Annotated in this window: 15 protein-coding genes; 4 read left to right on the top strand and 11 right to left on the bottom strand. The window is 68.9% G+C overall.

What is annotated here, in order from left to right; genetic code table 11:
* Window positions 1–29: 29 nt before the first annotated feature.
* The gene (gene smc / locus K6753_RS05390) at window positions 30–3,533 is read right to left on the bottom strand and encodes a chromosome segregation protein SMC (RefSeq protein WP_223675159.1); all 3,504 of its coding nucleotides are present in this window, start codon (window positions 3,531–3,533) and stop codon (window positions 30–32) included.
* A 195-nt stretch (window positions 3,534–3,728) separates the two neighbouring features.
* A complete protein-coding gene (locus K6753_RS05385) occupies window positions 3,729–4,829 on the bottom strand; it encodes an ABC transporter ATP-binding protein (protein WP_223675158.1) in 1,101 nt (366 codons plus the stop codon).
* Between the two features lie 171 nt (window positions 4,830–5,000).
* On the opposite strand from K6753_RS05385, the gene K6753_RS05380 reads away from it, so the two are divergent.
* A complete protein-coding gene (locus K6753_RS05380; protein WP_223675157.1) occupies window positions 5,001–6,359 on the top strand; it encodes a GH1 family beta-glucosidase in 1,359 nt (452 codons plus the stop codon).
* 150 nt (window positions 6,360–6,509) lie between these two features.
* Here the strand turns inward: K6753_RS05380 and K6753_RS05375 are convergent, their stop codons facing one another.
* From K6753_RS05375 to K6753_RS05335, 9 genes are all read right to left on the bottom strand, one after another.
* On the bottom strand, window positions 6,510–9,629 hold the full coding sequence (locus tag K6753_RS05375) for a discoidin domain-containing protein (protein WP_425492081.1): 3,120 nt from the start codon (window positions 9,627–9,629) through the stop codon (window positions 6,510–6,512).
* Window positions 9,630–9,658: 29 nt separating this feature from the next.
* Window positions 9,659–10,480 carry a carbohydrate ABC transporter permease gene (locus K6753_RS05370; protein WP_223675155.1) on the bottom strand — a complete coding sequence of 274 codons (822 nt, stop codon included), beginning with the start codon at window positions 10,478–10,480 and terminating at the stop codon, window positions 9,659–9,661.
* Window positions 10,480–11,358: a carbohydrate ABC transporter permease gene (locus K6753_RS05365; RefSeq protein ID WP_223675154.1), complete on the bottom strand. Its 879-nt coding sequence runs from the start codon at window positions 11,356–11,358 to the stop codon at window positions 10,480–10,482. Before K6753_RS05365 ends, K6753_RS05370 begins: the two co-directional genes overlap by 1 nt.
* A complete protein-coding gene (locus K6753_RS05360; protein ID WP_223675153.1) occupies window positions 11,355–12,653 on the bottom strand; it encodes a sugar ABC transporter substrate-binding protein in 1,299 nt (432 codons plus the stop codon). Before K6753_RS05360 ends, K6753_RS05365 begins: the two co-directional genes overlap by 4 nt.
* Window positions 12,654–12,667: 14 nt before the next feature.
* Window positions 12,668–14,389: a glucoamylase family protein gene (locus tag K6753_RS05355; RefSeq protein WP_223675152.1), complete on the bottom strand. Its 1,722-nt coding sequence runs from the start codon at window positions 14,387–14,389 to the stop codon at window positions 12,668–12,670.
* Window positions 14,390–14,478: 89 nt separating this feature from the next.
* Window positions 14,479–17,517, bottom strand: a complete 3,039-nt coding sequence (locus K6753_RS05350) for a TonB-dependent receptor (RefSeq protein WP_223675151.1) — start codon at window positions 17,515–17,517, stop codon at window positions 14,479–14,481.
* An 81-nt stretch (window positions 17,518–17,598) separates the two neighbouring features.
* Window positions 17,599–18,627 carry a LacI family DNA-binding transcriptional regulator gene (locus tag K6753_RS05345; protein WP_223675150.1) on the bottom strand — a complete coding sequence of 343 codons (1,029 nt, stop codon included), beginning with the start codon at window positions 18,625–18,627 and terminating at the stop codon, window positions 17,599–17,601.
* 164 nt (window positions 18,628–18,791) lie between these two features.
* Complete coding sequence (locus K6753_RS05340) at window positions 18,792–19,103, bottom strand: BolA family protein (RefSeq protein ID WP_223675149.1); 312 nt, start codon at window positions 19,101–19,103, stop codon at window positions 18,792–18,794.
* Window positions 19,100–19,399: a YciI family protein gene (locus K6753_RS05335; protein ID WP_223675147.1), complete on the bottom strand. Its 300-nt coding sequence runs from the start codon at window positions 19,397–19,399 to the stop codon at window positions 19,100–19,102. Before K6753_RS05335 ends, K6753_RS05340 begins: the two co-directional genes overlap by 4 nt.
* A gap of 462 nt (window positions 19,400–19,861) precedes the next feature.
* Here K6753_RS05335 and K6753_RS05330 point away from each other — a divergent pair, with 462 nt between their 5' ends.
* The 3 genes from K6753_RS05330 (at window position 19,862) to K6753_RS05320 (ending at window position 23,529) form a co-directional block, all read left to right on the top strand.
* A complete protein-coding gene (locus tag K6753_RS05330) occupies window positions 19,862–20,818 on the top strand; it encodes a segregation and condensation protein A (protein ID WP_223675146.1) in 957 nt (318 codons plus the stop codon).
* Between the two features lie 205 nt (window positions 20,819–21,023).
* Window positions 21,024–21,956 (top strand): SMC-Scp complex subunit ScpB, encoded by a 933-nt coding sequence (gene scpB, locus K6753_RS05325; protein WP_223675145.1) that lies wholly within the window; start codon window positions 21,024–21,026, stop codon window positions 21,954–21,956.
* A complete protein-coding gene (locus K6753_RS05320; protein WP_223675144.1) occupies window positions 21,949–23,529 on the top strand; it encodes a pseudouridine synthase in 1,581 nt (526 codons plus the stop codon). Before scpB ends, K6753_RS05320 begins: the two co-directional genes overlap by 8 nt.
* The last annotated feature ends 29 nt before the right edge of the window (window positions 23,530–23,558 follow it).

Here is a 23,558-nt window from a genome sequence, read left to right as displayed (position 1 = left end):
CTTCCGCCTTAGTCGGAGCGTGGTGGACCTTACGCCGCCCCCGCCAGACGCGTCGCTTCCGCCAGGTCGACCGACACCAGCCGGCTCACGCCCGGCTCGCGCATGGTCACGCCCGACATCTGGTGCGCGGCTTCCATCGTGGCCTTGTTGTGGGTGACGAACAGGAACTGCACCTGCTCGCTCATCTCGCTGACCATCGCGGTGAAGCGGCCCACGTTGGCCTCGTCCAGAGGTGCGTCCACCTCGTCGAGCAGGCAGAACGGCGCCGGGTTGAGGCGGAAGATCGCGAACACCAGCGCCACCGCGGTCATCGCCTTCTCGCCGCCCGACAGCAGCGAAATGTTGGACACGCGCTTGCCGGGCGGGCGCGCCATGATCGCGACGCCAGTATCCAGCAGGTCCTCGCCGGTCAGCTCCAGGTAGGCATGGCCACCGCCGAACAGGCGCGGATACAGCTCCTGCACGCCGGAGTTCACGCGGTCAAAGGTGTCCTTGAAGCGGCCGCGGGTTTCGCGGTCGATCTTGCGGATCGCGTCCTCGAGCGTTTCCAGCGCGGTCGTCAGGTCGGTGTTCTGCGCGTCGAGGTAGTCCTTGCGCTGCGCGGCCTCGGCGTGCTCGGCGATCGCCGCCAGGTTGACCGGCTCCAGCCGGCGCAGCTTGGCGTCGAGTTCGGCGACGGTGCGCTCCCAGTCCTGCGGCGCGGCGTCCTCGGCCAGCGTATTGGTCACTTCTTCCAGCACAAAGCCGGCTTCGACGACGGCTTCCGACAGACCCTCGGCCTTGAGCACGAGCGCCTGCTGCTCCAGCCGGCGCTGGCCGATGGCCTCGCGCTGTTGCAGGGCCTGCTCGTCGCGCTGGTGGCGGGTCTGCTCGAACCGGCGCAGGTCGTTGTCGATGCCGTCCAGCATGGTGCGCGCGGCGGTGAGCGCCTGCTCGGCCTGCACGCGCTGCTCGAGCGCGACCTGGCGCTGTTCCTCCAGCGTCTGCACCGGCGCGTCGCCATCGGCCAGCTGCGCCGACAGTTCGCCCAGGCGCGTGTCGAGCTGGCCGCGCTGGCCACCCATGCGGTCCAGCGCCTGGGTGAGCGCGGCGATCTGCGTGCGCTGTGATTCCAACGTCAGCGCCAGCGCATGTGCGGTGTCGCGCGACTCGCGGGCGGCATTGCGGGCCTGGTCACGGGCCTCGGTCAGCGTGCGGCGTTCGGCCTCGAGCTGCTGGCGTGCGTCCTCCAGCGTGCCCATCCGCACGACCGCTTCTTCCTGGCGGGCGCGGGCCTCTCGGCCCTGCTCACGGCTGCCGTCCAGCGACTGCGCCAGCGTCGCCAGTTCGGCCTCGATCTTCTCGATGCGTCCGCGTGCCGAATCCAGGCGGCCCTGCTGGCTTTGCAACTGGCCGGCCAGCTCGGACACGCCGCGGTGCGCCATGTACAGGCCGCGCTGCGCGTCCTCGCGCTGCTGCTCGGCCGCCAGCAGGCGGTCGCGCAACTGGGTCAGGCTCGACTCGAGTTCGCGCTCGCGGGCCTGCAGCGTTTCGATCTCGCCGCGCAGCGTCTGGATTTCCCGCTCGCGCAGCAGCGCACCCTGCTGGGCATCGCCGGCGCGCAGCACCTGCAGCCAGCCCGCGCCCATGCGCTCGCCGCTACGGGTGATGACCGACTCGCCTTCGCCCAGCCCCGCCAGCAGGCGACGCGCTTCGGCCAGGTCGTCGGCGCCGTGCAGGCGTGCCAGCAGGCGTCTGATGGCCGCCGGGCCCTGGACGCGCGAAGCCAGCGAGGTGGCCGGATACACCGTGTCGTCGCGGTCGTTCGCCACCAGCGACAGGCGGCCCTCGGCCAATTCACCGACAGCTTCGACAAGCGCCTCGGGCGCCTCGACCAGCACGCCCTCGATCATCCGGCCGAGCGCGGTTTCCACCGCGTTCTCCCAGCCCGGCTCGACCTGGAGCGCTTCGCCGACGCGGGTTGCCGAATCCAGCCCGCGGGCCTTCAGCCAGCCGACCGCGGCGCCCTGTTCCTGGCCTAGCGCGGCGTGCTGCAGTGTTTCCAGCGACGACAGGCGGCCGCGCGCGGCCTGCACGATCTTGCGGGTATCGGCCAGTTCCGCCTGCACCCCGCGCTGCTGCTCCTGCAGCTCGACCACGCCCGCCTTGCGCGACTCGAGTTGCTCGGTGAGCGTCTCAAGCGATGCCTTCTGGGTGTCGTGCTGCTCCTGGATCTGCTCGAACGACACCGCCAGCGCTTCGACGTCTAGCCCGGCGCGCTCGGCGGTCAGTGCTTCGCGGCGGCGTTCGGCGTCCAGCGCCTGGCGGTCGAGGTGCTCGATGCGGGTGCGCTCGACATCCGCGGCGCGTACGGCTTCGGACTGCGCGCGGCTGTGTTCGTCCCAACGCTGCTGCCAGTCGCCCAGCCGGGTCTCGGCCTCGCGCAGCGCCTCCTGCCGGGCTTCGTCGGTCTCGCGCAACATTTCCAGACGCGGTTCGGCCTCGGCCACCGCAGCCTGCAGCACATCCAGCTGCGACTGGTCGCTGCCGATGTGCTCGGCGATCTCCGCGAGCGCGGCCTGTGCTTCGTCGCGGGCGCGCTGAAGGCGCGACGACATCTCGCGCTGGTGCTGGATCTGCTGCTCGATGCGGGCCAGCGCGCCGCTCACTTCGTAGCTTTCTGCCTGCGCCTTGTTGAGCGCTTCGGCGGCCTCTTCGCGCTTGACGCGGCCGGTCTCGATCTCGCGCTCGGCCTCGCGCTGTTCGGCGATCAACTGTTGCAGCCGGGTTTCCTGTTGCGACAGCTTCTCGCGCTGCGCCTGCAGCTTGCGGTCGAGCTCGCGGTGTTCCAGGGCCTTCCACTCGACGTCGCGCACCTTTCGATCGGCCTGGATGGCTTGGTACTGCTCGGCCTGGCGCGCCTGGCGCTTGAGGTGCTCGAGCTGCTTGCCGACCTCCTCGCGCAGGTCGTTGAGGCGGTCCAGGTTCTCGCGCGTGTGGCGGATGCGGGTTTCGGTCTCGCGGCGGCGCTCCTTGTACTTGGAGATGCCGGCGGCCTCCTCCAGGTACACGCGCAGGTCCTCCGGGCGCGCCTCGATGATCTGGCTGATCATCCCCTGCTCGATGATCGAGTAGCTGCGCGGCCCCAGGCCGGTGCCCAGGAACAGGTCGGTGATGTCGCGGCGGCGGCACTTGGCGCCGTTGAGGTAGTACTGGCTGCCGCCGTCACGGCTGACCGTGCGCTTGACCGAGATTTCGTCGTAGGCGCCGTACTCGCCGGTGATGGTGTGGTCGCTGTTGTCGAAGATCAGCTCGACCATCGCCTGCGACACCGGCTTGCGGGCCGAGGAGCCGGCGAAGATCACGTCCGTCAGCGAGTCGCCGCGCAGGCGGCTGGCCGAGCTCTCGCCCATCACCCAGCGCACCGCGTCGATGATGTTGGACTTGCCGCAGCCGTTGGGCCCGACCACGCCGGTCATGTTGGTCGGCAGGTGCAGCGTGGTGGGATCGACGAAGGACTTGAAGCCGGACAGCTTGATCGTGGACAGACGCATGCGGCGGACGGGCCCCTGGCGCGCCCGCGGGCGCACCGATTGATTGCGAAACGACTCGAAATTAGCCGCGCAAGATGTTGAATTATCTAGGCGGAACGCGGCCGGACGGCTGCGCGGTCCAGCGAGTATAGCGGGGCTCCGGCGCGGCTACAGGCCGCAGTGGAACGGCCATGGACGACCCGCGCGGGGTGTCGGTCACGCAGACAGCCGCCGCCCCTCGCCATCGGCCTCGAAGACATGCACGCACCCCGGCGGCAGCCCAAGCGGCAGCGTCTCGCCCGGGGTCGGCAGCACCTGCGGTGGGCAGCGGGCCACCAGGCCGGCATCCCCGTGGCGAAGGTTCACGAAAACCTCGTTGCCCACCGGCTCGACCACTTCAACCGTGGGCGCCAGTGCGGCACCCTGCCCGTCCGGTTTCGGCTGCAGGTGCTCGGGCCGGATGCCCAGCGCGACGTCGCGCCCCAGCCACGCCGCATCCACGTCCAAGCCGGCGGAGGTCAGGTCTACCGGGACGCTGTCGCCGCCCGTCACCAGACGCAAGCCGTCCGCCTGCTCCAGGCGACCGCGCAGCACGTTCATGCCGGGGCTGCCCAGGAACGTGGCGACGAACAGGTTGGCCGGGCGTTCGTACAGCGCCATCGGCGTGTCGATCTGCTGGATGCGGCCGTCGCGCAGCACCACGATGCGCTGGCCGAGCGTCATCGCCTCGATCTGGTCGTGGGTGACATAGACCATCGTTGCGCCCAGCTGGCGGTGCAGCCGCGCGATCTCCACACGCATGCCGCCGCGCAGCTTGGCATCGAGGTTGGACAGCGGCTCGTCCAGCAGGAACACCTGCGGGTGCCGCACCAGCGCCCTACCCAGCGCCACGCGCTGGCGCTGGCCGCCCGACAGCGCCGCCGGCTTGCGGGCCAGCAGCGCGTCCAGTTCGAGCACCGCCGCCGCCTCACGCACGCGGGCGGCGACGGCCGCCTTGTCGTGGCCACGCAACTTCAGCGCGAAGCCCAGGTTCTCGGCCACGGTCATGTGCGGGTACAGCGCGTAGCTCTGGAACACCATCGCGATGTCCCGGTCCTTCGGCGGCACGTCGTTGACCACCCGGTCGCCGATGCGCAGCGTGCCCGAGGTGATCGACTCAAGGCCGGCGATCATTCGCAGCAGCGTGGACTTTCCGCAGCCCGACGGCCCCACCAGCACCAGCAGCTCGCCGTCGGCGACCTCGAAGGTGGCGTCGTCCACGCCCACCACGTCGTTGGGATAGACCTTGCGCAAGCGCTCCAGGATGACCTTGGCCATGCACTCTCCGGGTGGGGCGTGGCGGGCGGCCCGGCGGCCGCGCCACCGCCCGATCATACGGACGGTCGAGGGGCGCGATGCAATTGCCGACAGGCTCCGCTATCCTGCAATGTAACCGTTTACATGCCGCATCCGCCACGCGGCCCACCGCCCCGCAGGAGGCCCCTTCGAATGAGCCAGCGCACCTTTCCCGACGGATTCCTCTGGGGGGCCGCCACGGCCGCGCACCAGATCGAAGGCTCGCCGATGGCCGACGGCGCGGGGCCCAGCATCTGGACCCGCTTCGCGCACACCCCGGGCATGACGCTCAATGGCGACACCGGCGATGTCGCCTGCGACCACTACCGCCGCTGGAAGGACGACGTGAAGCTGATGCGCGAGCTCGGCCTGCAGGCCTACCGCTTCAGCGTGTCGTGGTCGCGCATCCACCCCGAGGGCACGGGGCGCGTCAACCAGGCCGGCGTCGACTTCTATTCGCGGCTGGTCGACGAGTTGCTGGAAAACGGCATCGAGCCGCTGCTGACCCTCTATCACTGGGACCTGCCGGCAGCGCTCGAGGATCGCGGCGGTTGGCTCAACCGGGACAGCGCGGACTGGTTCGCCGAATACGGCTCGACGATGTACCGCGCCCTCGACGGCCGGGTGAAGAAGTGGGTCACGCTCAACGAGCCGTGGGTGATCACCGACGGCGGCTACCTGCACGGCGCGCTGGCACCGGGCCACCGCAGCAAGTACGAGACGCCGATCGCCAGCCACAACCTGATGCGCGCCCACGGCGCTGCAGTAAAGGCCTACCGCGACATCGGCAAGCACGAAATCGGGCTGGTGGTGAACATCGAGCCCAAGTACCCGGCCAGCGACTCGGCCGAGGACACGGCCGCGACGAAGCGCGCGCACGCCTACATGAACGAGCAATACCTCGACCCCGCCCTGCTCGGCCGCTATCCGCCGGAACTCAAGGAGATCTTCGGCGATGCGTGGCCGGACTGGGCGGCGGCCGATCTCGAGCTGATCCGCCAGCAGCTCGACTTCATCGGCATCAACTACTACACCCGCAGCGTCACCCAGGCCAACGACAGCTACCCGCTGAAGGCCGGCGCGGTGCGACAGCCGCTGGGCACCTACACCGAGACCGGCTGGGAGGTGTACCCGAAGGGCCTGACCGACCTGCTGGTGTGGGTGAAGGAGCGCTACGGCGACATCCCCATGTACATCACCGAGAACGGGGCGGCGTTCTTCGACCCGCCGGTGGCCGAGGGCGGGCGAGTTCGCGACCCGCTCCGCATGGACTACCTGCAAAAGCACATCGGCGCCGTGCACGACGCCATCCAGGCCGGCTGCGACATCCGCGGCTACATGCTGTGGTCGCTGCTGGACAACCTGGAGTGGTCGCTGGGCTACTCCAAGCGCTTCGGCATGGTGCACGTCAACTACGGCACCCAGGAACGCACGCCCAAGGACAGTGCCCGCTGGTACTCGAAGGTGATCGCCAGCCACGGCGCGTCGCTGGACGAACCGCTGCCGTACTGAGACGCCGCGGAAGCGATAGCCCCCTCCCCTGCTTGCAGGGGAGGGTTGGGGAGGGGTGCTCTTGATAGGCGTGATAACCCGCAGGCCCTTCGCGCAGCAACTTCGCCGGCCTGGTTCTTTCAGAGGAGGGCTGGATCGCGACAGGGAACCTCAGCGAACCCTGACCTCCGCCGGCAGCCGTTCGATCCGCAGCTCGCCATCAACCCAGGCCGCCTCGCCGCTCGCGACGTCCACCTCGCCAGCCCACTCTCCCGGCGGCTGCACCACCACGCCGCCATCCGGTACCCGCAACCCCCCACCGATCGACAGCCGCAGCGAACCGTCGGCATCACGCCGCAGCCGGTAGTCGAGCTCGCCGTACGCCGTGCGCAGGCCCGCCACCGCGATGCCCTCGCCCGCCAGCCAGTCCCGGGGTACGCCCGCGGCCAGGACCAGCGCGTCGTCATCGGCACCGTCCTCGCCATCACGCACGTACGCGAACATCTCCAGTGCCGAACGCACGTAATCCGACTCGACCCACGCATGCGGCAGGTCGCCGACGAAGAAGGGCTTGCGCGGCGTGCGTGACACGACCTCCGCCCACTGGTTCCAGCCTCGCGGCTGCTGGTCGCCGAAGAAGAAGTCCAGCGCCTCGTGGGCGCGGTCGCGCCAGCCGAGGCGCACGAACGCACCGACGTTGCGCAGCTCGTACGGCGTGTAGTCCTTCCACTCGCGCGTGCCCTCGCGGCGCGCCACGAACTCCCGCCAGTAGCGCTGGAACGTGTTGTCGAGCAGGTCCTGCGGCAGCCACGCCTGCTCGCCACCGGGAGCCAGCGCGATGGTCGTGGAGGTGGGATCGAAATCACCCAGCTCCGCCGCGCCGGGCAGGTAGTCGATGCCGTGCTGCGCCGTCGCCGCCCGCAGCGAGGCCATCAGGTCGCTGCGGAACTGGTCGCGCGACGCCGCAAACCGCTCCGCATCTTCGTCCCGACCCAGCCACTGGGCCACCAGAACCGCATCCTTGTACCCGCGCAGCGTCCAGAAGTTGTCCCAATAGGAGTGCATCGGCTTGGCCGAATACCCCTCGTGGCTGATCGACGCCGGCATCATTCCGTAAAAGGCCGGGTTGACGGCGCGGTTCGCGTCGGTCCGTTCGCTCAGCCGCAGTTCGTCCATGTACGCCACGGCGCCGGCGACATGGGGCCACATGTCCTCCAGCAGCTCGCGGTCGCGCGTGTAGCGGTAGATTTCGGCGACGGTGTAGACCAGCTCGCCGTGGCTGTCGTTCTCTGGCACCGGGTCGCTGCCGCGGTCGTCTACGCAGCACGGCACCTTGCCGTTGTCGAACTGGTAGGGCGCGTACCAGCGCAGGAAGTCCTCGGCGACGTCCTCCCGCCCCATCCGCAACAGGCCTTCCGCGATCATCGCGCCGTCGCGGATCCACGCGCGCGAGTACGAGCGCGTGCCCGGCTGCAGGCGCGGGCCCTCGCGACTGATCAGCATGTGCGCCAAAGCCGTGCGCAGGGTGTCGACGAGCTTGCGGCCGTCCCTGGGCACGTCGATGCGAACGCGATCGAGCCGGCCATGCCAGTCCTCCGCCACCGCTGCCTGCGCCGCCTCCGCATCCAGCGGCGCCTCGTCGAGAACGCCGGTGAGCGGAGCTTGCCAGGCGAACTCGCGCGTCTCGCCAGGTGCCAGCCGCACGCGGTAGCGCCATGCACCGGAGGCGAGGCCGGTGGTGTCGTCCACCCGGCTGTCGAGGGCGCTGTCGGGCGCGTCCAAGCGGTCCAATGGCAGACCGCTGTCGAACGCGCTGGCGAACGCGGCGTCGGCCGGCGTGGCCATGCGGACCCGCGGCTCGCCCGCCACCTTCGCTTCCAGCGTGCCGACTTCCAGCGCATGGATCGGGCTGACGCCGCCTACCGTGCTGAGGAACTGCGTCGGCGGGTTGACCTGCAGCGGACGCAGCATCAGCACCAGCTCGAAATCGCGGGCAACATCGCCGGTGTTCTTGAGGCTGTAGCGCGTCACCAGGCGCGACGACTCCGACTTGCCCTGCGCGAATGCGGTCACGTCCAGCGCGAAGCCCGGGTGCGCCCAATGCACAGTCGGGATTGGCAGGTACCCGTCCTGCAGTGTCTGCCGGGTCTCGACGTCGGCCCACGTAACCAGGTCGCCATCGACCAGCACGAACGGCTCGACGCTGAATCCACCGCGTGCCACCTCGACCGCGCCGTCCTCGCCCACCAGGCCCTGCTCGGTGCCACCGTCGACGCCGACCACCGTCCAGTACGGCTGCTCGCCGGTGAAACCGCGTGGGTAGTGGCCGCGCGGTGCGCCGGCGGCGACCGAACGGATGAAGTCGTTGGGCGTCGCGGCAAAGTCCAGCGGTTCAATCGACACCTCCGTCAGGCCAAACGTGTCGCCCTCGCCCGCCTCCAGCACCAGCCGCACGTGGCGCGCTTCCGACTCGGGCAGCGCGATGAGATCGCGGCCGCCATTGCCGGCGGTGATCTCGCGCACCGGGCGCCATGCCCGGCCATCGTCCGACAACTCGATCCGATAGCCCGTCGCGCCCTGCCCTGCAAGCCAGTCCAGGCGCAGCCCGCCGAACTCGCGCAGCCGGCCCAGGTCGAGTTCAAACGTCACGGGCCCACCCGCTGCCGCCTGCCACGCAGTCGCCACGTCACCGTCGACCGCGAGTGCGGCGGCGGCCGGTTGCGACGCACTGGCGCTCGCCACCGGGCGCGGCGGCGGTGTATCAGGCAACGCCCGCTGGCTGAAGGTCAGCGTGTCGAAACACACCGAACCCGCACCGCCGGCACTGTTGTAGACGGTGAACTCGAGCTTGGCGCTGCGCCGCAGGGTCGGGTCCTCGGCCGGACCCCAGGCGCGGCTGATGTGGCGCTTGCGGTGGGTCACCGGCGTCCAGTCGGCGGGAAAATCCACGCGCGTGCGGTTGACCCACCAGACGTTGTCGCCGCTGGCGTCGACCAGCTTGAACTGCAGGTCGTTGGCCGGCGAAGCACCCCGCAGACGGTAGTCGAACCGGTAGTCGAACCCGTCGCCCGTCGGGTACTCGAGCGGCAGGTCGCGCTGGATGCCGGCATAGCCCGAAACACCGTTGAAGTCGTAGTCCAGGCAAAGGGCACCGCCCTTGTCGCCCTGCACCTTCCGGATGGTTCCGCTGACCTGGTCGGAGGTGACCACGCGCCACGGTGACGCGTCGTCGAAGCGATCCAGCACCCGCGGCTCTGGTTGTGCCCAGGCGAGACCCGGAACCAGCAGGATCGACCACCACGCCGCATTCTTCATCGCCTTCAACCCTTGACGCTGCCCAGCAGCAGCCCCTGCATGTAGTAGCGCTGCAGCACCAGGAACAGCAGCAGCACCGGCAGTACGGTGACTACCGAGCCGGCCATCATCAGTTCGTTGTCCTGCACGTGTTCGCGCGACAGCGTCGCCAGCGCGACCGGCAGCGTGTGCAGGCCTTGGTCGCTGAGCATGATCAGCGGCCACATGAAGTCGTTCCACGACGCCATGAAGGTGAAGATCGCCAGCGTCACCAGGATCGGCCGCAGCGCCGGCAGCACGATCTGGAAGAAGATCCGTGCCTCGCCCGCGCCGTCGATGCGCGCGGCCTCCAGCAGTTCGTCCGGGATCGAACGCGCGTACTGCCGTACCAGGAAGATGCCGAACACCGCCGCCATGCCGGGAACCACGGCGCCGGCGTAGGTGTTCACCAGGCCCAGCTCCTTGAGCATCAGGAACAGCGGCATCATCGTGACCTGCGCCGGAATCACCAGTGCCGCCAGCAGCGTCCGGAACACCGCCTCGCGCCCGGCAAAGTGCAGCTTGGCGAAGGCATAGCCGGCCGCCGTGTTGAGCAGCAGCGCGATTGCCGTGGTCGCCGTGGCGATGATCAGACTGTTGAGCAGGTAACGCCCCATGCCGGCCTGCGCGAACAGCTGGTGGTAGTTGTGCCAGGTCGCGTCCGACGGCAGCAGCGGTGGCGGAAAGCCGCTGGCCTCGCCGGGCTGCATGAACGACACCGACAGCATCCACAGCAGCGGCGCCAGGCTGATCACGGCCAGTGCGAGCAGCAGGCCATTGACGATGGCACGGGCCATGCGCGCGTCCATCACTCCGCCCCCTTGCGCCGGGCGATCCACAACAGGCCGAAGGTGATCGTCGCCATGATCACGAACAGGGTGAACGCCACCGCCGACGCGTTGCCCAGGTTCCACCACTTGAAGCCTTCCTCGTACATCAGGTACAGCACGCTGACCGTGCTCTGCAGCGGCCCGCCCTGGGTCATGACGTAGGGTTCGGCGAACAGCTGGAAATAGCCCGACAGCGTCAGGATGGCGACCATCAGCATCACCGGCCCGAGCATCGGCAGGGTGACGTGGAGGAACTGCCGCCAGCGCGAGGCGCCGTCGATGCGTGCCGCTTCGTAGAGGTCTTCCGGAATCGCCTGCAGGCCGGCCAGGAAGATGATCATGTTGTAGCCGAAGTTCTTCCACACGGCGAACAGGATGATGGTCGGCATCGCCCAGTCCGGATCGCCCAGCCAGTCCACCGGCTCGATGCCGATGCCCGCCAGCGCCCAGTTCACCAGCCCGTAGCGGGTGTGGAACAGGTAGCGCCAGACCACCGCCACCGCCACCACCGTGGTGACCACCGGCGCGAAGTACGCGGTGCGGAAGAACGGCTTGAACACGCCGAGCCTGGAATGCAGCAGCAACGCCGCACCCAGCGACAGCGCGATCGATAGAGGCACGCCGACCAGGACGAAGTAGAAGGTGTTGCCCAGCGCTTGCCAGAACAGCGGGTTCTGCATCAGGCCGAGGTAGTTTCCCAAGCCGACGAAGCGCAGGTTGCCGCCGTCGGCCAGGGCATAGATGTCGAAGTCGGTCAGGCTGAGCGCGAGCGCCGCCAGTACCGGCAGCGCGAAAAACATCGCGATGACCGCCAGCGCGGGTGCGGCGAACAGCCAGCCGGCGGTGGATGGCTTCATGGCGCTGCTCCCTGCCCCTGCGCCGCTCGGTCCAGCATCCAGCGCCGCTTCTCGAGGATGGCATCGGTGCGGCGGTCGAGTTCCACCGCCGCCTCCTCCACGTTCAGCCGACCGTTGACCAATTCCTCGCCCACCAGCCGCAGTTCGGTGGCGATGCGCTCCCACTCGGGCACCTTGGGCGTGGCGCGGGCGCGCTCGAGCTGCTCGCGGAATGCGCGCGCATGCACGTCGTCGCGCAGCGCGGGCGCATTCCACGCACTGCGACGCGGCGGCAGGTTGCCGGTCATGCCGTGGAACCGGGCCTGCACGTCGGGGCGCGACAGGTAGGCCACCCAAGCCCACGCCGCGTCCTTGTGGTCCGAACCGGAAAACAGCACGAAGCTCGCACCGCCCGCCACCGACGCGCCGGGTCCATCGGGACCCGGCAGCGGCATCGTTGCCCACGCATCCGACAGGTCGGCCGGGAGCCGCCGCCCGAACTCGGCGATGTTCCACGGCCCGCTGATGTAGAAGCTGAAATAGCCGCGACCGAATTCGTCCCAGACATTGGAGATCTGCGTGTTTGCCACGCGCGGCGCCCAGCCCTGGTCGAAGATCTCCTTGTAGAACTCCAGCGTGCGTCGGAACCCGTCGCTACGGAAGTTCCCATAGCGGCCGCCGTCGCGCAGCAGTGGATCGGGCTGCTGCATGGCCAGGTTGAGCAGCGGTTCGAACTCGTTGAGCGGCAGCAGGATGGCGTAGCGCTCCGGCCCGACATGGCGCTTCACCGCCGCCATCGCCTCGCGCCACTGCGCCCAGTCGCGCGGCGGCGCATCAATGCCCGCTTCGGCCAGGATGTCGCGCCGGTAGAACGGAAGCCGCGTTTCCACGTACCACGGCACGGCGCGCACCTGGCCGTCGATCACGCCGGTGTCCCAGCCACCCTCGAAGTAGTCCGACGGCGCGATGCCGCCAGCGGCGAGCCGGCCTTCGAGCGGCGCCAGCGCGCCGATCGCCGCGAACTCCGGCACCCAGGTGTTGCCAATGGCCGCCACGTCCGGCAGCGCATCACCGGCGAATGCGGTCAGCAGCTTTTCGTGCGCGGCTGTGATCGGCAACTGCTGCAGTTCGATTCGGATGCCGGGGTGTTCGCGCTCGAACTGCGGGATCAGCTGCGCCACCATCTGGCCTTCGAACCCCATCGGCCAGAACCGCACCACTGTCCGGCCGTCGTCCGGTGCGCTGCAGCCCGCCAGCACGCCCAGCAGCAGTGCCACGCGCGCGGCCCAACGTGCGATGGTCGAGCGTGGATGCATCGGTTCCCTGCCCCTTATCGGGGCGGCCGCCCGGTTTCGCGGGCGTCGCGCGGGGTTTGCGACTGGGCCTGTGAGGCTCGCGACTCGGCCTCGCCCAGGGACCGCGCCGCGGCCGGCGACATGCCATCGCCGGGCGCTTGCTGCGCACCCACATCGTCCGCCGCTTGAGGCGCGGCGCTCCCGGGCGGCGTGTCAACGTCCGCGTCGGGCGCCGCATCGTCGCCTTCGCCATCCAGCCAGCCACCCGTGAAGCCCGCGCGCTCCAAGCCTTCGCGGATGTACGGGTTGCGCTTCATGACCTCCCATACGAAGCCATCGCGGTAGTTGGCGATCATCGCCAGGATCGGGCCCTGGTCGATGCCGATGTAGTCGCTGGCGACCCAGCCACGGTCCGGCACGATGCGCCCGGTCTTGAGCGGAATGTCGTATTCGAAGCTCGGGTTGAACGCGTCCAGGAAGCCGTAGCTGGAATACAGGTAGTCGCCGTAGCGCTCATGCATCTCGACGGTGGCGGGAATGACGATTTCCGGCGCGAACGGCAGTGACGCGACGGCCGCGGTCGGCGCGATGGTGCCGTCGTCGAAGCTGTCGGTCAGACCGACGCCACGCGCCGAATAGTGCCGGAACTCGCGCTCCTCGCCCTCGTACTCCTGCCGCGTCTGCTGCGGGCCGTCGCTCGCGGTCAGGCCCCAGACGTCCTCGCCGTAGCCCTCCCACTCCATCGGGTTGTCGATGGCATACGCCCGGTGCGCGTAGGCGGCGCGCCGGCTGTTCTCGAAGTAGTCGATGCCGCGCTCGCGCATGTACGCGTCGTGGATGCCGCGGAAGTCGATCCAGACATGGCTGTACTGGTGGCCGAACAGCGGTCCGAAGGCGAGGTATTCCTCCCCCTGGAACACGCCCCAGTTGTCGTTGTAGGTGCGCGTCCATACCGTCCACGCTTCCGGCTCGACCGCATGCGTGGGCGAGCCCAGCGCCAGCACGTACAGCAGCATCGCCTCGTTGTAGCCGCGCCAGTCGTGCTCGATCACACCGCTCTCGGGGAACCAGCCCATCGACACGAGCGGCGCGCGCTCCTGAAGCCAGGTCCACTCCACGTCGCGGTACAGCGCGTCGGCCAGCTCGCGGATCTCGACTTCGCGCGGGTCGTCGCCGTCGTAATACGACTGGGAGAACAGCACGCCCATCATCAGCAGCGCCGTGTCCACGCTCGACAGTTCCACCCAGCTGTCGTAGCGCTCGCCGGACTCCATGTGCAGGAAGTGGTAGAAAAATCCGTGGTGCGCACCCTTGCCGGTCGCTTCAGGGCCGCTCGGGACGTCGCGCAGGAACTTCAGCGTGGTCAGCGTGCGGTCGATGGCCTGCGTGCGGCTCACCCACCCGTTCTCGATCCCGATCGGGTACGCGGTGAGCGCGAAACCGACCGAGGCGATGCTGGAGAACGGCCGCGAAGGGAACCGGTCCGGCGTCAGCCCGTTGCGCTCGTTGGTGGTGTCCCAGAAGAACTGGAACGTACGGCGCTCGATGTCATCGAACAGCGGTGGAAGTTCCGGCTTCGTGGGCTCCGCAGGCGCGGGCTCGGCGACCTGCCGCGCCGCCTCGGCCTGGCGCTGCTGTTCCTGCCGCTGTTCGATGGACGTCTGGGGCGGCTCGGAGGGTTTGCAGGCGGCCAGGCCCAACAGCAGCCCCAGCACGACGCATGGACGGATCGTTGCGCGGAATCGGAACAGCCTCATTTAGTCGAACCACCTCGTTGTGCCAGATCGTGCGAAAGCGTCACGCGTGCCACCGGGGATTGCCGACGCCGGCCGGCAACGCCCTCAGGTCACCAAGCCAAGCCGAACGTCAGCTTGAACTCGCGAGTCGGCAACACGATGCCGTCGCCATTGCGCTGCACGAAGTTGGGATTGGCATCCCCCGGCCCGCCACGCCAGCCGTCGAAGTCGGTGTAGTTGCGCCAGTTGAAGACGTTGAAGACGTCGCCGCGCACACGCAGCTTCAGGTCCGAGCCGGTGTCCCACTCCTTCTGCAATGCGAGGTCGAATTGCTTGAAGCCGATCGAGTCGCCATCGGGCTGGTAGGGATCAAAGAAGCAGTTGTTGAAGTCCGGCGCGTCGAAGCAGTTCACCGTGGACCGGTAGGTATGACTGGCCAGCGTCAGCTTGGATGACAGCGTCATGCCCCAGAAGTCGACGATGCCGGTGCCGACGAAGCGGTGCTGCGAGAGGCCATTGGCCTCCACGAACGGCGCGTCGTCGGTGTCGCGGTAGTCGAACGTGAAGATGTCCGAGTTCGGCAGGTTCTCCTTGGCCTTGCTGTAGGTGTAGGCCATGGTCACGCCCCATCCCGACTCCTCGGTGTAGGGCTTGTCCATCGACACAAGCACCTGGTTCGTGCGCGTCTCCACGCCGTTGTCGGCCAGGAAGAACTGCTGCGGCGCGCGCTCCGGCGTCAGCGGGTTGTTGATGATCGTGCCGAAACCATCGCCAAACGACCGACCCGGCGGGAAGAAACTGCCGTCGGCCTGGCGGTTGCCGATGTGGAAGTAGATGCCGTCATGGCTGAGGATGTGCGCCAGCGTGACCGACGAGACCCACTCGTGGCCGGCCAGGTCCCAGGCATTGCGGATGCCCAGCGAGAACTGGTCGGAATACGGTGTCTTGAGCTCGTTGTTGAGCAGGAACACCTCGGTGCCGTAGGGCTGGCCGGCGACCAGCGCATCGAGGTTGGACTGGTCCAGGTAGATCGGATCCCACTCCAGGCAGCGCGGGTTGGCCGCGGTGTCGCACGGGTGGCCAGGCGTGTTGAACTGGAACGTGTCGCGCTTGAACGCGAGCCGGTAGCGCTCGAACGAAAGGAAGTCGAACAGGTTGCGGTCGTAGGCACGGCCCGCGCCGCCAAAGATCACGTGGCGCTGGTCGGCGAATAGGTCGTAGGAGAAGCCCAGCCGCGGCTGCCATGCATCCTTGAACGACTCGCGGTTATCGCCGGTGCTGATGTAGTCGTTGATGTCGTAGTCGGTGTCCTGGATGTTCGGATAGGCCTGCAGGAAGCCGACCAGCGACTCGGGCGTCACGAAATCGTCGTACGACGGCACTTCCTCGTAGTCCCAGCGCAGACCCAGGTTGAGCGTCAGCTTCTCGTTGACCTCCCAGTCGTCCTGCACATAGAACCCGTACTGCTTGTTCTTGGACACCACGCTGGGCGGCGCCAGGCCGGTGGCACCGGCGAACTCGACCTCGTAGGGCACCGTGAGGCTCCGGTTACCGTCAAACCGGTACTGCGCGTTGAAGGGCTGCTGCTCGAACGCGGTCAGCTCGACCGCCTTGAACTTGAAGCCGGCCTTGACGGTATGACCCTCGAAGCCGAAGAAGGTGAAGTCGTTCTGCCACGACATGCCCTCCTGGCCCTTGTTCTGGAAGTCGGGGCTGCCGCCGAGGTTGAGTACGTTCTCCATCGTCGGGTTGTCGTTGTCCTCCTGCCCGATGGCCGGCAACCGCAGGTTGTAGCCGGGCTCGAAGTTCTGCGGACGCGGGCTGAAGAACGAATCCTCGTAGGTGAGGTGCATGTCGTTGAGCCAGCGGTCGGCGCTGTACTGCCAGCGCAGGTCGACGCGGGTGTCCTCGACGGTCTTGAGCGTGCCGTAGGACGCGGTGTTCTGTCCGCCGACGTTGGTCAGCTCGTCCTCCTCGCGGCCCTTGTAGCTGAGTTCCAGCAGGTTGCGGTCGTCGGGCGTGAAGGTGAGCTTTCCGAAGAAGAGGTCCGACTTGAACGGCGCGCTGTCGGTGGCCCGCGCCAGCGGCTGGAACTCGGCAGGCAGCTCGTCGATGGTGACGTTGCGGCCTGGCGTGATCTCGCGCGGCGAGTTGAACTCCTTGGCCTCGTAGGTAGCGAAGAAGAACAGCCGGTCACGCATGATCGGGCCGCCCAGCGCCACGCCGTACTGCTCCTCCTTCGACTGCGCCTTGCTGCCCGACTTTTCCTCGATGACCGTGGGTTCGCGCCACTGGTCGGAGGTGTAGTCCCAGAAGAAGTTGCCCTCGAACTCATTGGTGCCCGAACGGGTGACGGCACTGACCGCGGCGCTGCTGATCTGGTCGTACTCGGCCTTGTAGTTGGACGTGATGACCTTGTACTCGCCGATGCCCAGCTGCGGGAACGGGTTGCCCCGGCTGGTGTCCTGCCCGGTGATGCCACCGCGCGTGACGTAGTTCTTCTGCCCGACGCCATCCAGGAACACGTTGACGCTGTTGGACTGTTGCGCACCGGAGCGGATGTTGGTGGAGCCGTCCGAGCGCTCCTCGAAAACGATGCCCGGCACCGTGTCGGCGAACGCCAGGAAGTTGCGCGAGCCCTGCGGCAAGGCTTCGATCTGCTTCTGCGAGACGTAGGAGGCGACCTCGGACGTCCGCGCTTCGACCAGCACCGGCGCGGTCACCGTTACCGTGCCAACGTCGGTGGCGTCATCCACCGGCCCGGTTTCGGCCACCCCGCCCGCTGCCAGGTCGAGCGTGGCGGTCTGTCCCACCTGCACCGTGACCGTTTGCGACGTCGTGGCCCCGTTCGCGGTGACATCCACCCGGTACGTCCCGGGCGGCAGGCCGACCAGCGAGTACGCACCACTGGCCGAGGCCTGCACGCTGCGGCTCAGCCCGGTGGCGACGTTGGTTGCGGTCACGCGGGCATCGCTGGCCGGCGCGGCGTCCACGGTGACCTGGCCGCGGATGGTGGCCGCGGTGCTCTGCGCCATCGCGGCCGGTGCCATGACGGCAAGGCAACCCGCCAGCGCGCAGGCGAGCAGCGTGGGGACGGGACGTCGTGCAAGGAGCGGAAACTGCGTCGGGGTCGTGGCGATGCGCTTCATGGCGGAGCCCTTCGTGTTGATCCAACGGGACGGACGACGGCGGTGAAATCGGTTACAGGCGCGGCTAAAAAAAGGCGGCGATCAGGAGCTGTCGGTGCGCGGACGCGCGGCACTCGACTCGCGCACCACAAGCTTCACGTCCATGAGCTGGGCGCCTGCTTGGGTTGACGCGTCGCCGTCTCCCTCGGCCATCTGCGACAGCAGCTTGAGCACCGCGCGCTCGCCGATCTCGGCGATGTTCACGCGGATGGTGGTCAGCGACGGGTGCACGTAACGCGCCAACGGGATGTCGTCGAATCCGGCCAGCGCGATGTCGCCCGGCACCGACACGCCGCCGTGCGAGAACGCGAAGAGGCAGCCCAGCGCCATCATGTCGTTGGCGGCGAACACCGCGTCCGGACGCTCGCGCGATGCCAGCAACTGCTGGCCGGCGCGGTGGCCGCCGGCTTCGCTGAAGTCGCCCGGCAGCACCCAGGGCTCCGCATCCGGCACATGGCGCGCCAAGGCGTCGCGGTAGCCGCGCAGGCGCTCGTGCGCATCGAAGTTGTCGTCGGGCCCGGCAATGAACGCGATCCGCCGGTGCCCGCACGCGGCCAGGTGCTCGACCATCGCCATCGCGCCACCGTGGTTGTCCACGCACAGCGCGGCCACGCCGTCGCCTGCGGCCCGGGTGTTGATGGCCACGGCGGGCGTGCCGGCCAGTTCCTCGCGGCAGGCCGGGGTCGCGGTCAGCGACGGCGACATCAGAAGCACGCCGTCGACCCGCCCGCGCATCGCGCGCATCGCAGCGCCCTGCTCTTCGGGATGGCCGTGGTAGCTGGACACCAGCAGGTGCAGCTTGCGTTCGCGGGCGGCCTGGTCGATGCCGCGCACCAGCTCGGAGAAGAATTCGCCGTAGAGGTCGGGCAGCACCACACCCAGGGTGTGGGTGCGGCGGCTGCTCAGGCTGCGCGCGGCGGCGTGCGGCGTGTAGCGCAAAGCTTCGGCGGCGGCCTGGACGCGCTCACGCACGCCGGCGGCGACATTGCCGTGGCCATTGAGGGCCCGCGAGACGGTCGCCACGGAGACCTGTGCCGCCTTGGCGACATCCTTGATGGTTACGTTGCCCACGTAGTCGACCGCCCCTCCGCGGTTCGCGTGCCGGGCCGAATGTAATCGTTTTCAAACAACCCTGTAAAGCCGCTGCAATGTGCGGCTGCCGAGGCCTTCGAAGGCCCATTGTTGCTGCGTTTCACGCCACCGCGCGATTGCTGCGATGCGCCATTGCGGGCACTTCAACCCGCATCCGCGGATTCCCCCGGCGTGCGTGCATCGATCGACAGTGCGTGGATGTCCGTCTCCATCAGGCGGCCCACCGCGGCATACACCGCGCGATGCCGCGCCAGCGACGCGAGTCCTTCGAACACCGTGCTCACCACCGTGACCCGGAAGTGGCCCCGGCCGTCGCGGGCGCCGGCGTGGCCGGCGTGCAGGTGGCTCTCGTCCTGTACGTCCAGCGACTGCGGCTGCAGTGCGGACTCGATGGCGTCGCGGATGGCAGCGACGCGCTGCTCGCGTGGAAGCGGGCCGGCCGGCACGTCGCTCATGGCAGCACCGGCTTGAACGGGCGCACCTCGACGCGTTCGTACACGCCCGCATCGACGTAGGGGTCGGCATCGGCCCAGGCCCGCGCGTCCTGCAGCGAGTCGAACTGCGCGACCACCAGGCTGCCGCTGAAGCCGGCCGGGCCCGGGTCCTCGGCGTCGATCGCCGGGCATGGGCCGGCGAGCAGCAAGCGGCCGGCATCGCGCAGCTCGACAAGGCGCGCCAGGTGCGCGGTCCGCGCGGTGGCGCGTCCGGCCAGGCCGTTGCTGCCGTCGAAACCCTCGATCGCGTACCACATGCTGTCGACTCCCCGGATGCGTCCTGCCCGGTTCGGGCGAAGCCGGGGATTCTACGCGCCGCAATGCGATGAACGCCGCGCCAGGCATGGCGGCGGCGGGCTGGACAGCGCTGGGGCGAGCCCGTACCCTAGCGCGCAATTGCACGACGCCGGATGCAGCCAGGCCCGTCGCAGGCAGGTCCCCCACACCGCCTACCGGTCCACCGCCACCTGACACGTGGTCGGCCCCTGCAGATCCACCGGCCCGCGCCCGCAACCTCCCGGTTCCCGCCCGACGCGCCAGACGCGCCGCGCATTCCAGGCCGTTCCGGACGCCACGCACCGACCTTTGCTGTCCGTTGCACCGAGCCGGCCGACCACGGTCGCCGGCATCCGTGGGCCCGTCCGACCGATGGGCCCGCAGGCATCCGCCTACGCAGTGACTACGGCCCGGAGGGGGCCGGCCACGCATGATCGACTCGCATGATCGACCCTAGTGCGCCCAACCCTGGCGCGCCCGCCGCGACCGGCCCTGACGAGGCTGGGGACAATCCGTCCGCCGGCGACCACCATCCGGTGCAGACCCGGCCGCAGCAGCAGGAAATGCCGCTGGCGATGGTGCACGGGCAGCCGCTGTTGCAGATCCCGCAGGACCTGTACATCCCGCCGGACGCGCTCGAAGTCATCCTCGACGCGTTCGAAGGCCCGCTGGACCTGCTGCTGTACCTGATCCGCCGGCAGAACCTGGACATCCTGGACATCCCCGTCGCCGACATCACCCGGCAGTACGTCAACTACATCCAGGCCATGCACGAGATGCGCTTCGAGCTGGCCGCCGAATACCTGGTCATGGCCGCGATGCTGGCCGAGATCAAATCTCGGATGCTGCTGCCGCGGCAGCCGACCGAAGAGGGCGAGGAAGACGACCCGCGCGCGGAACTGGTGCGACGGCTGCAGGAATACGAGCGCTTCAAGAAGGCGGCCGAGGACCTCGACACCCTGCCCCGCCAGGACCGCGACACGGCACCGGCGGCGGCGTTCGTACCGGACCGCGCGGAGGTCCGCCTGCCCCCGCCGGTGGAACTGCGCGAAATGCTGCTGGCGCTGCACGAGGTGTTCAAGCGCGCCGAGCTTTACACGCAGCACGCCATCAAGCGCGACGCCCTCAGCGTGCGCCAGCGCATGGGTGAGTTGCTGGAGCGCCTGCACGACGGCGCATTCCACCGCTTCGAATCGCTGTTCACCGCCGAGGAAGGCAAGTTGGGGGTGGTGGTGACGTTCCTGGGCCTGCTGACGCTGGCCAAGGAGCAGCTGGTGGAGATCGTGCAGGACGCGCCGCTGGCACCGATCTACGTGAAGTCACTCGCCGTTGGCGAGGACACAGCGCAGATCGAGCTGAGCAGCGAGTTCGACGAGGCGGCGAACGACGACGGGGTCTGAAGTCGAGGTACTGGCACGGCATCACTGCGACCGCAGGAGTACTCGTTTCTCCCGCGCCGTCATTCCCGCGAAGGCGGGAACCCAGTGACTTCCGCTTTCAGGCTGCAGAAGCCGCAGCCCCGCATCGACATCACGCGCGCAAGGCACTCGACTCTCGCCTTCGCGGGAACAGCAAGCAAAGACAACGCAACAGCATCCAGGAACAATGGACCAATCCCTCATCACCCGAATTGTCGAAGCCTCGTTGCTGGCTGCCAGCCAGCCGCTGACGCTGGCGCAACTGCACGGCCTGTTTCCCGAGGACGCGCCGGCCCCCTCCGGCTCGGTCGAACAGGCGCTGGAATCCCTGCAGGAGGCCTGCGCCGAACGCGGCGTCGAACTGGTCGAACTGGCGTCGGGCTTCCGCTACCAGGTCAAGCCGGACGTGCACCCCTGGGTGGCGCGCCTGTGGACCGAGCGCCAGACCCGCTACACCCGCGCCACGCTCGAGACGCTGGCGTTGATCGCCTACCGCCAGCCGATCACGCGCGGCGAGATCGAACAGGTCCGCGGCGTGGCGGTCAGCAGCAACATCATCAAGGCGCTGGAAGAACGCGAGTGGATCCGCGTCGTCGGGCACCGCGATGTGCCGGGCAAGCCGGCGCTGTTCGGCACGACCAAGGCCTTCCTGGACTATTTCGGCCTCAAGCGCCTGGACGAGCTGCCGCCGCTGTCGGAGCTCAAGGAAATCGGCGAGCTGGAGCCGCAGTTCCAGTTCGACGGCGAGCCCGCGCCCAAGGTGATCGATGCCGGTGGCGTGGCGACATCCGCCGCCGGGGCTGATGGCGCCAGTGACGACGGTGCCGATGCGGATGAGGCCTCCCGCGAGGCTGCGTCCGGCGATGACGCCGAGGCGCCCGCCGATGCCGCACCGGAATCGGCTGCATCGGATGCGCCCGCAGCGGATGCGCAGGACGAGGATGCCGCCACGGCTCAGGCCGACACCGCGGCCAACGACAACACCGAATCGACCGACGTCGCCCCGGGCGATGACGGCACCCACCACGACGCACGCGACGAAAGCCGCGCCGTCGGCACCACCGAAACCGAAATGGACGAGGCCGCCCTGGCCTCGCCGGAGCACCAGAGAAATGACTGAAGAAAACCGCCGCACGCTGTCGCTCAAGCGCGGCTCCGATACCGCCTCCGACGCCGCACCGCGGCTCGAGGAACGCCTCCACAAGGTCTTGGCGCAGGCCGGGCTGGGTTCGCGCCGCGCGCTCGAGCAGCGCATCGCCGACGGCCTGGTCAAGGTCAACGGCGAGGTCGCGCAGACCGGCCAGAGCGTCAAGGGCGGCGACCGCATCGAGCTGGACGGGCGCCAGTTCGTCGCCAGCGCGCTCAGCGAGCCCTCGCGCGTGCTGATGTACAACAAGCCCGAAGGCGAAGTGACCACGCGCGACGACCCCGAGGGCCGCCCGACGATCTTCGAGGCGCTGCCCGCGCTGAAGGGCGCGCGCTGGATCGCGATCGGCCGCCTCGACATCAACACCACGGGCCTGCTGCTGCTCACCACCGACGGCGAGCTGGCCAACGCGCTGATGCACCCGTCCTTCGAGGTCGAGCGCGAGTACGTCTGCCGCGTGCGCGCGCCCGAAGGCCAGGACCGCGTGCCGGACAACATCCCCGACCGGCTGCAGCGCGGCGTCGCGCTGGAAGACGGCCCGGCGAAGTTCGACGAGATCGAGCGGATCGGCGGTACCGACTCGCACGACTGGTTCCGCGTCGTCGTCAAGGAAGGCCGCAACCGCGAAGTGCGCCGCCTGTGGGAGTCGCAGGGCTGCCAGGTCAGCCGGCTGAAGCGCATCCGTTACGGCAAGGTCTCGCTGCCGCGCGAACTGCTGCGCGGCCAGTCGCAGGAGCTGGCGCTCGACAAGGTCGAGGCGCTCCGCAAGGAACTGGGCCTTGAGGACGGCACCCCGTCCGCGCTGACGCTCCAGCCGGTCATCGGCCAGCGCAAGGCAGCCAAGTCCACCATCAACCTGAGCGGCGAGCAGCGCCCGCAGGGTTACGTGGGCGGCCACAACACCGCCGACGAAGGCCGCGAACTGCGTCGCTTCGACAACGTCCGCGAGGACCGTGGCCGTGGTCGTGGCGCCCCGCGCAAGCACGGCGGCCTGACGGTCAGCGGTGAAGCGGCGGCCAAGCAGTCGCAGAAGCCGTTCAAGCAGCGCAAGGACAAGAACCCGCGCGCCCTGCCCGACGGCAACCCGGCCGCTTTCCGCACCTGGTACGTGCCCGAGGGTGTCGACACCGGCCCGTCCGGCCATCGCAATGCCGACGGTCGCGGCCCGAAGAAGCCCTACGGCAAGAAGCCGCGCGCCGGTGGCGGCGGTGCAGGCCCCAACCCCTACGGCGGATTCAGCGGCGAGCGCCGTGGCCCGGGTGGCGGTGGCGCCGGCAAGCCGCAGCGCTCGGCCAAGCCCTACGGGCATCCCGGCAACGCGCCGAGCTTCCCGTCCGACCACGCCAATCCGGGTGGCTTCAACCCCTACGGGGATCGTCCGCGCACGGCCAAGCCCGGTGGGCGTCCTGGCGGCAAGCCGGGTGGAAAGCCGGGTGGAAAGCCGGGCGGCAAGCCCGGCGGTCCCCGCCCCGGCGGTCCGCGTCCGGGCGGTCCGCGTGGTGGCGGTCGACCCGGTAGCGGTGGCCGCGGCGGTCCGCGCGGCTGATCGTCAGATCACATTGAAACAAGGGCGCT

It is taken from the genome of Novilysobacter selenitireducens (assembly GCF_020026895.1).
Classification (GTDB): Bacteria; Pseudomonadota; Gammaproteobacteria; order Xanthomonadales; family Xanthomonadaceae; genus Lysobacter_C; species Lysobacter_C selenitireducens.
Note: the sequence above shows the minus strand (reverse complement) of the source record. Positions and strands in the feature narration are given on the sequence as shown.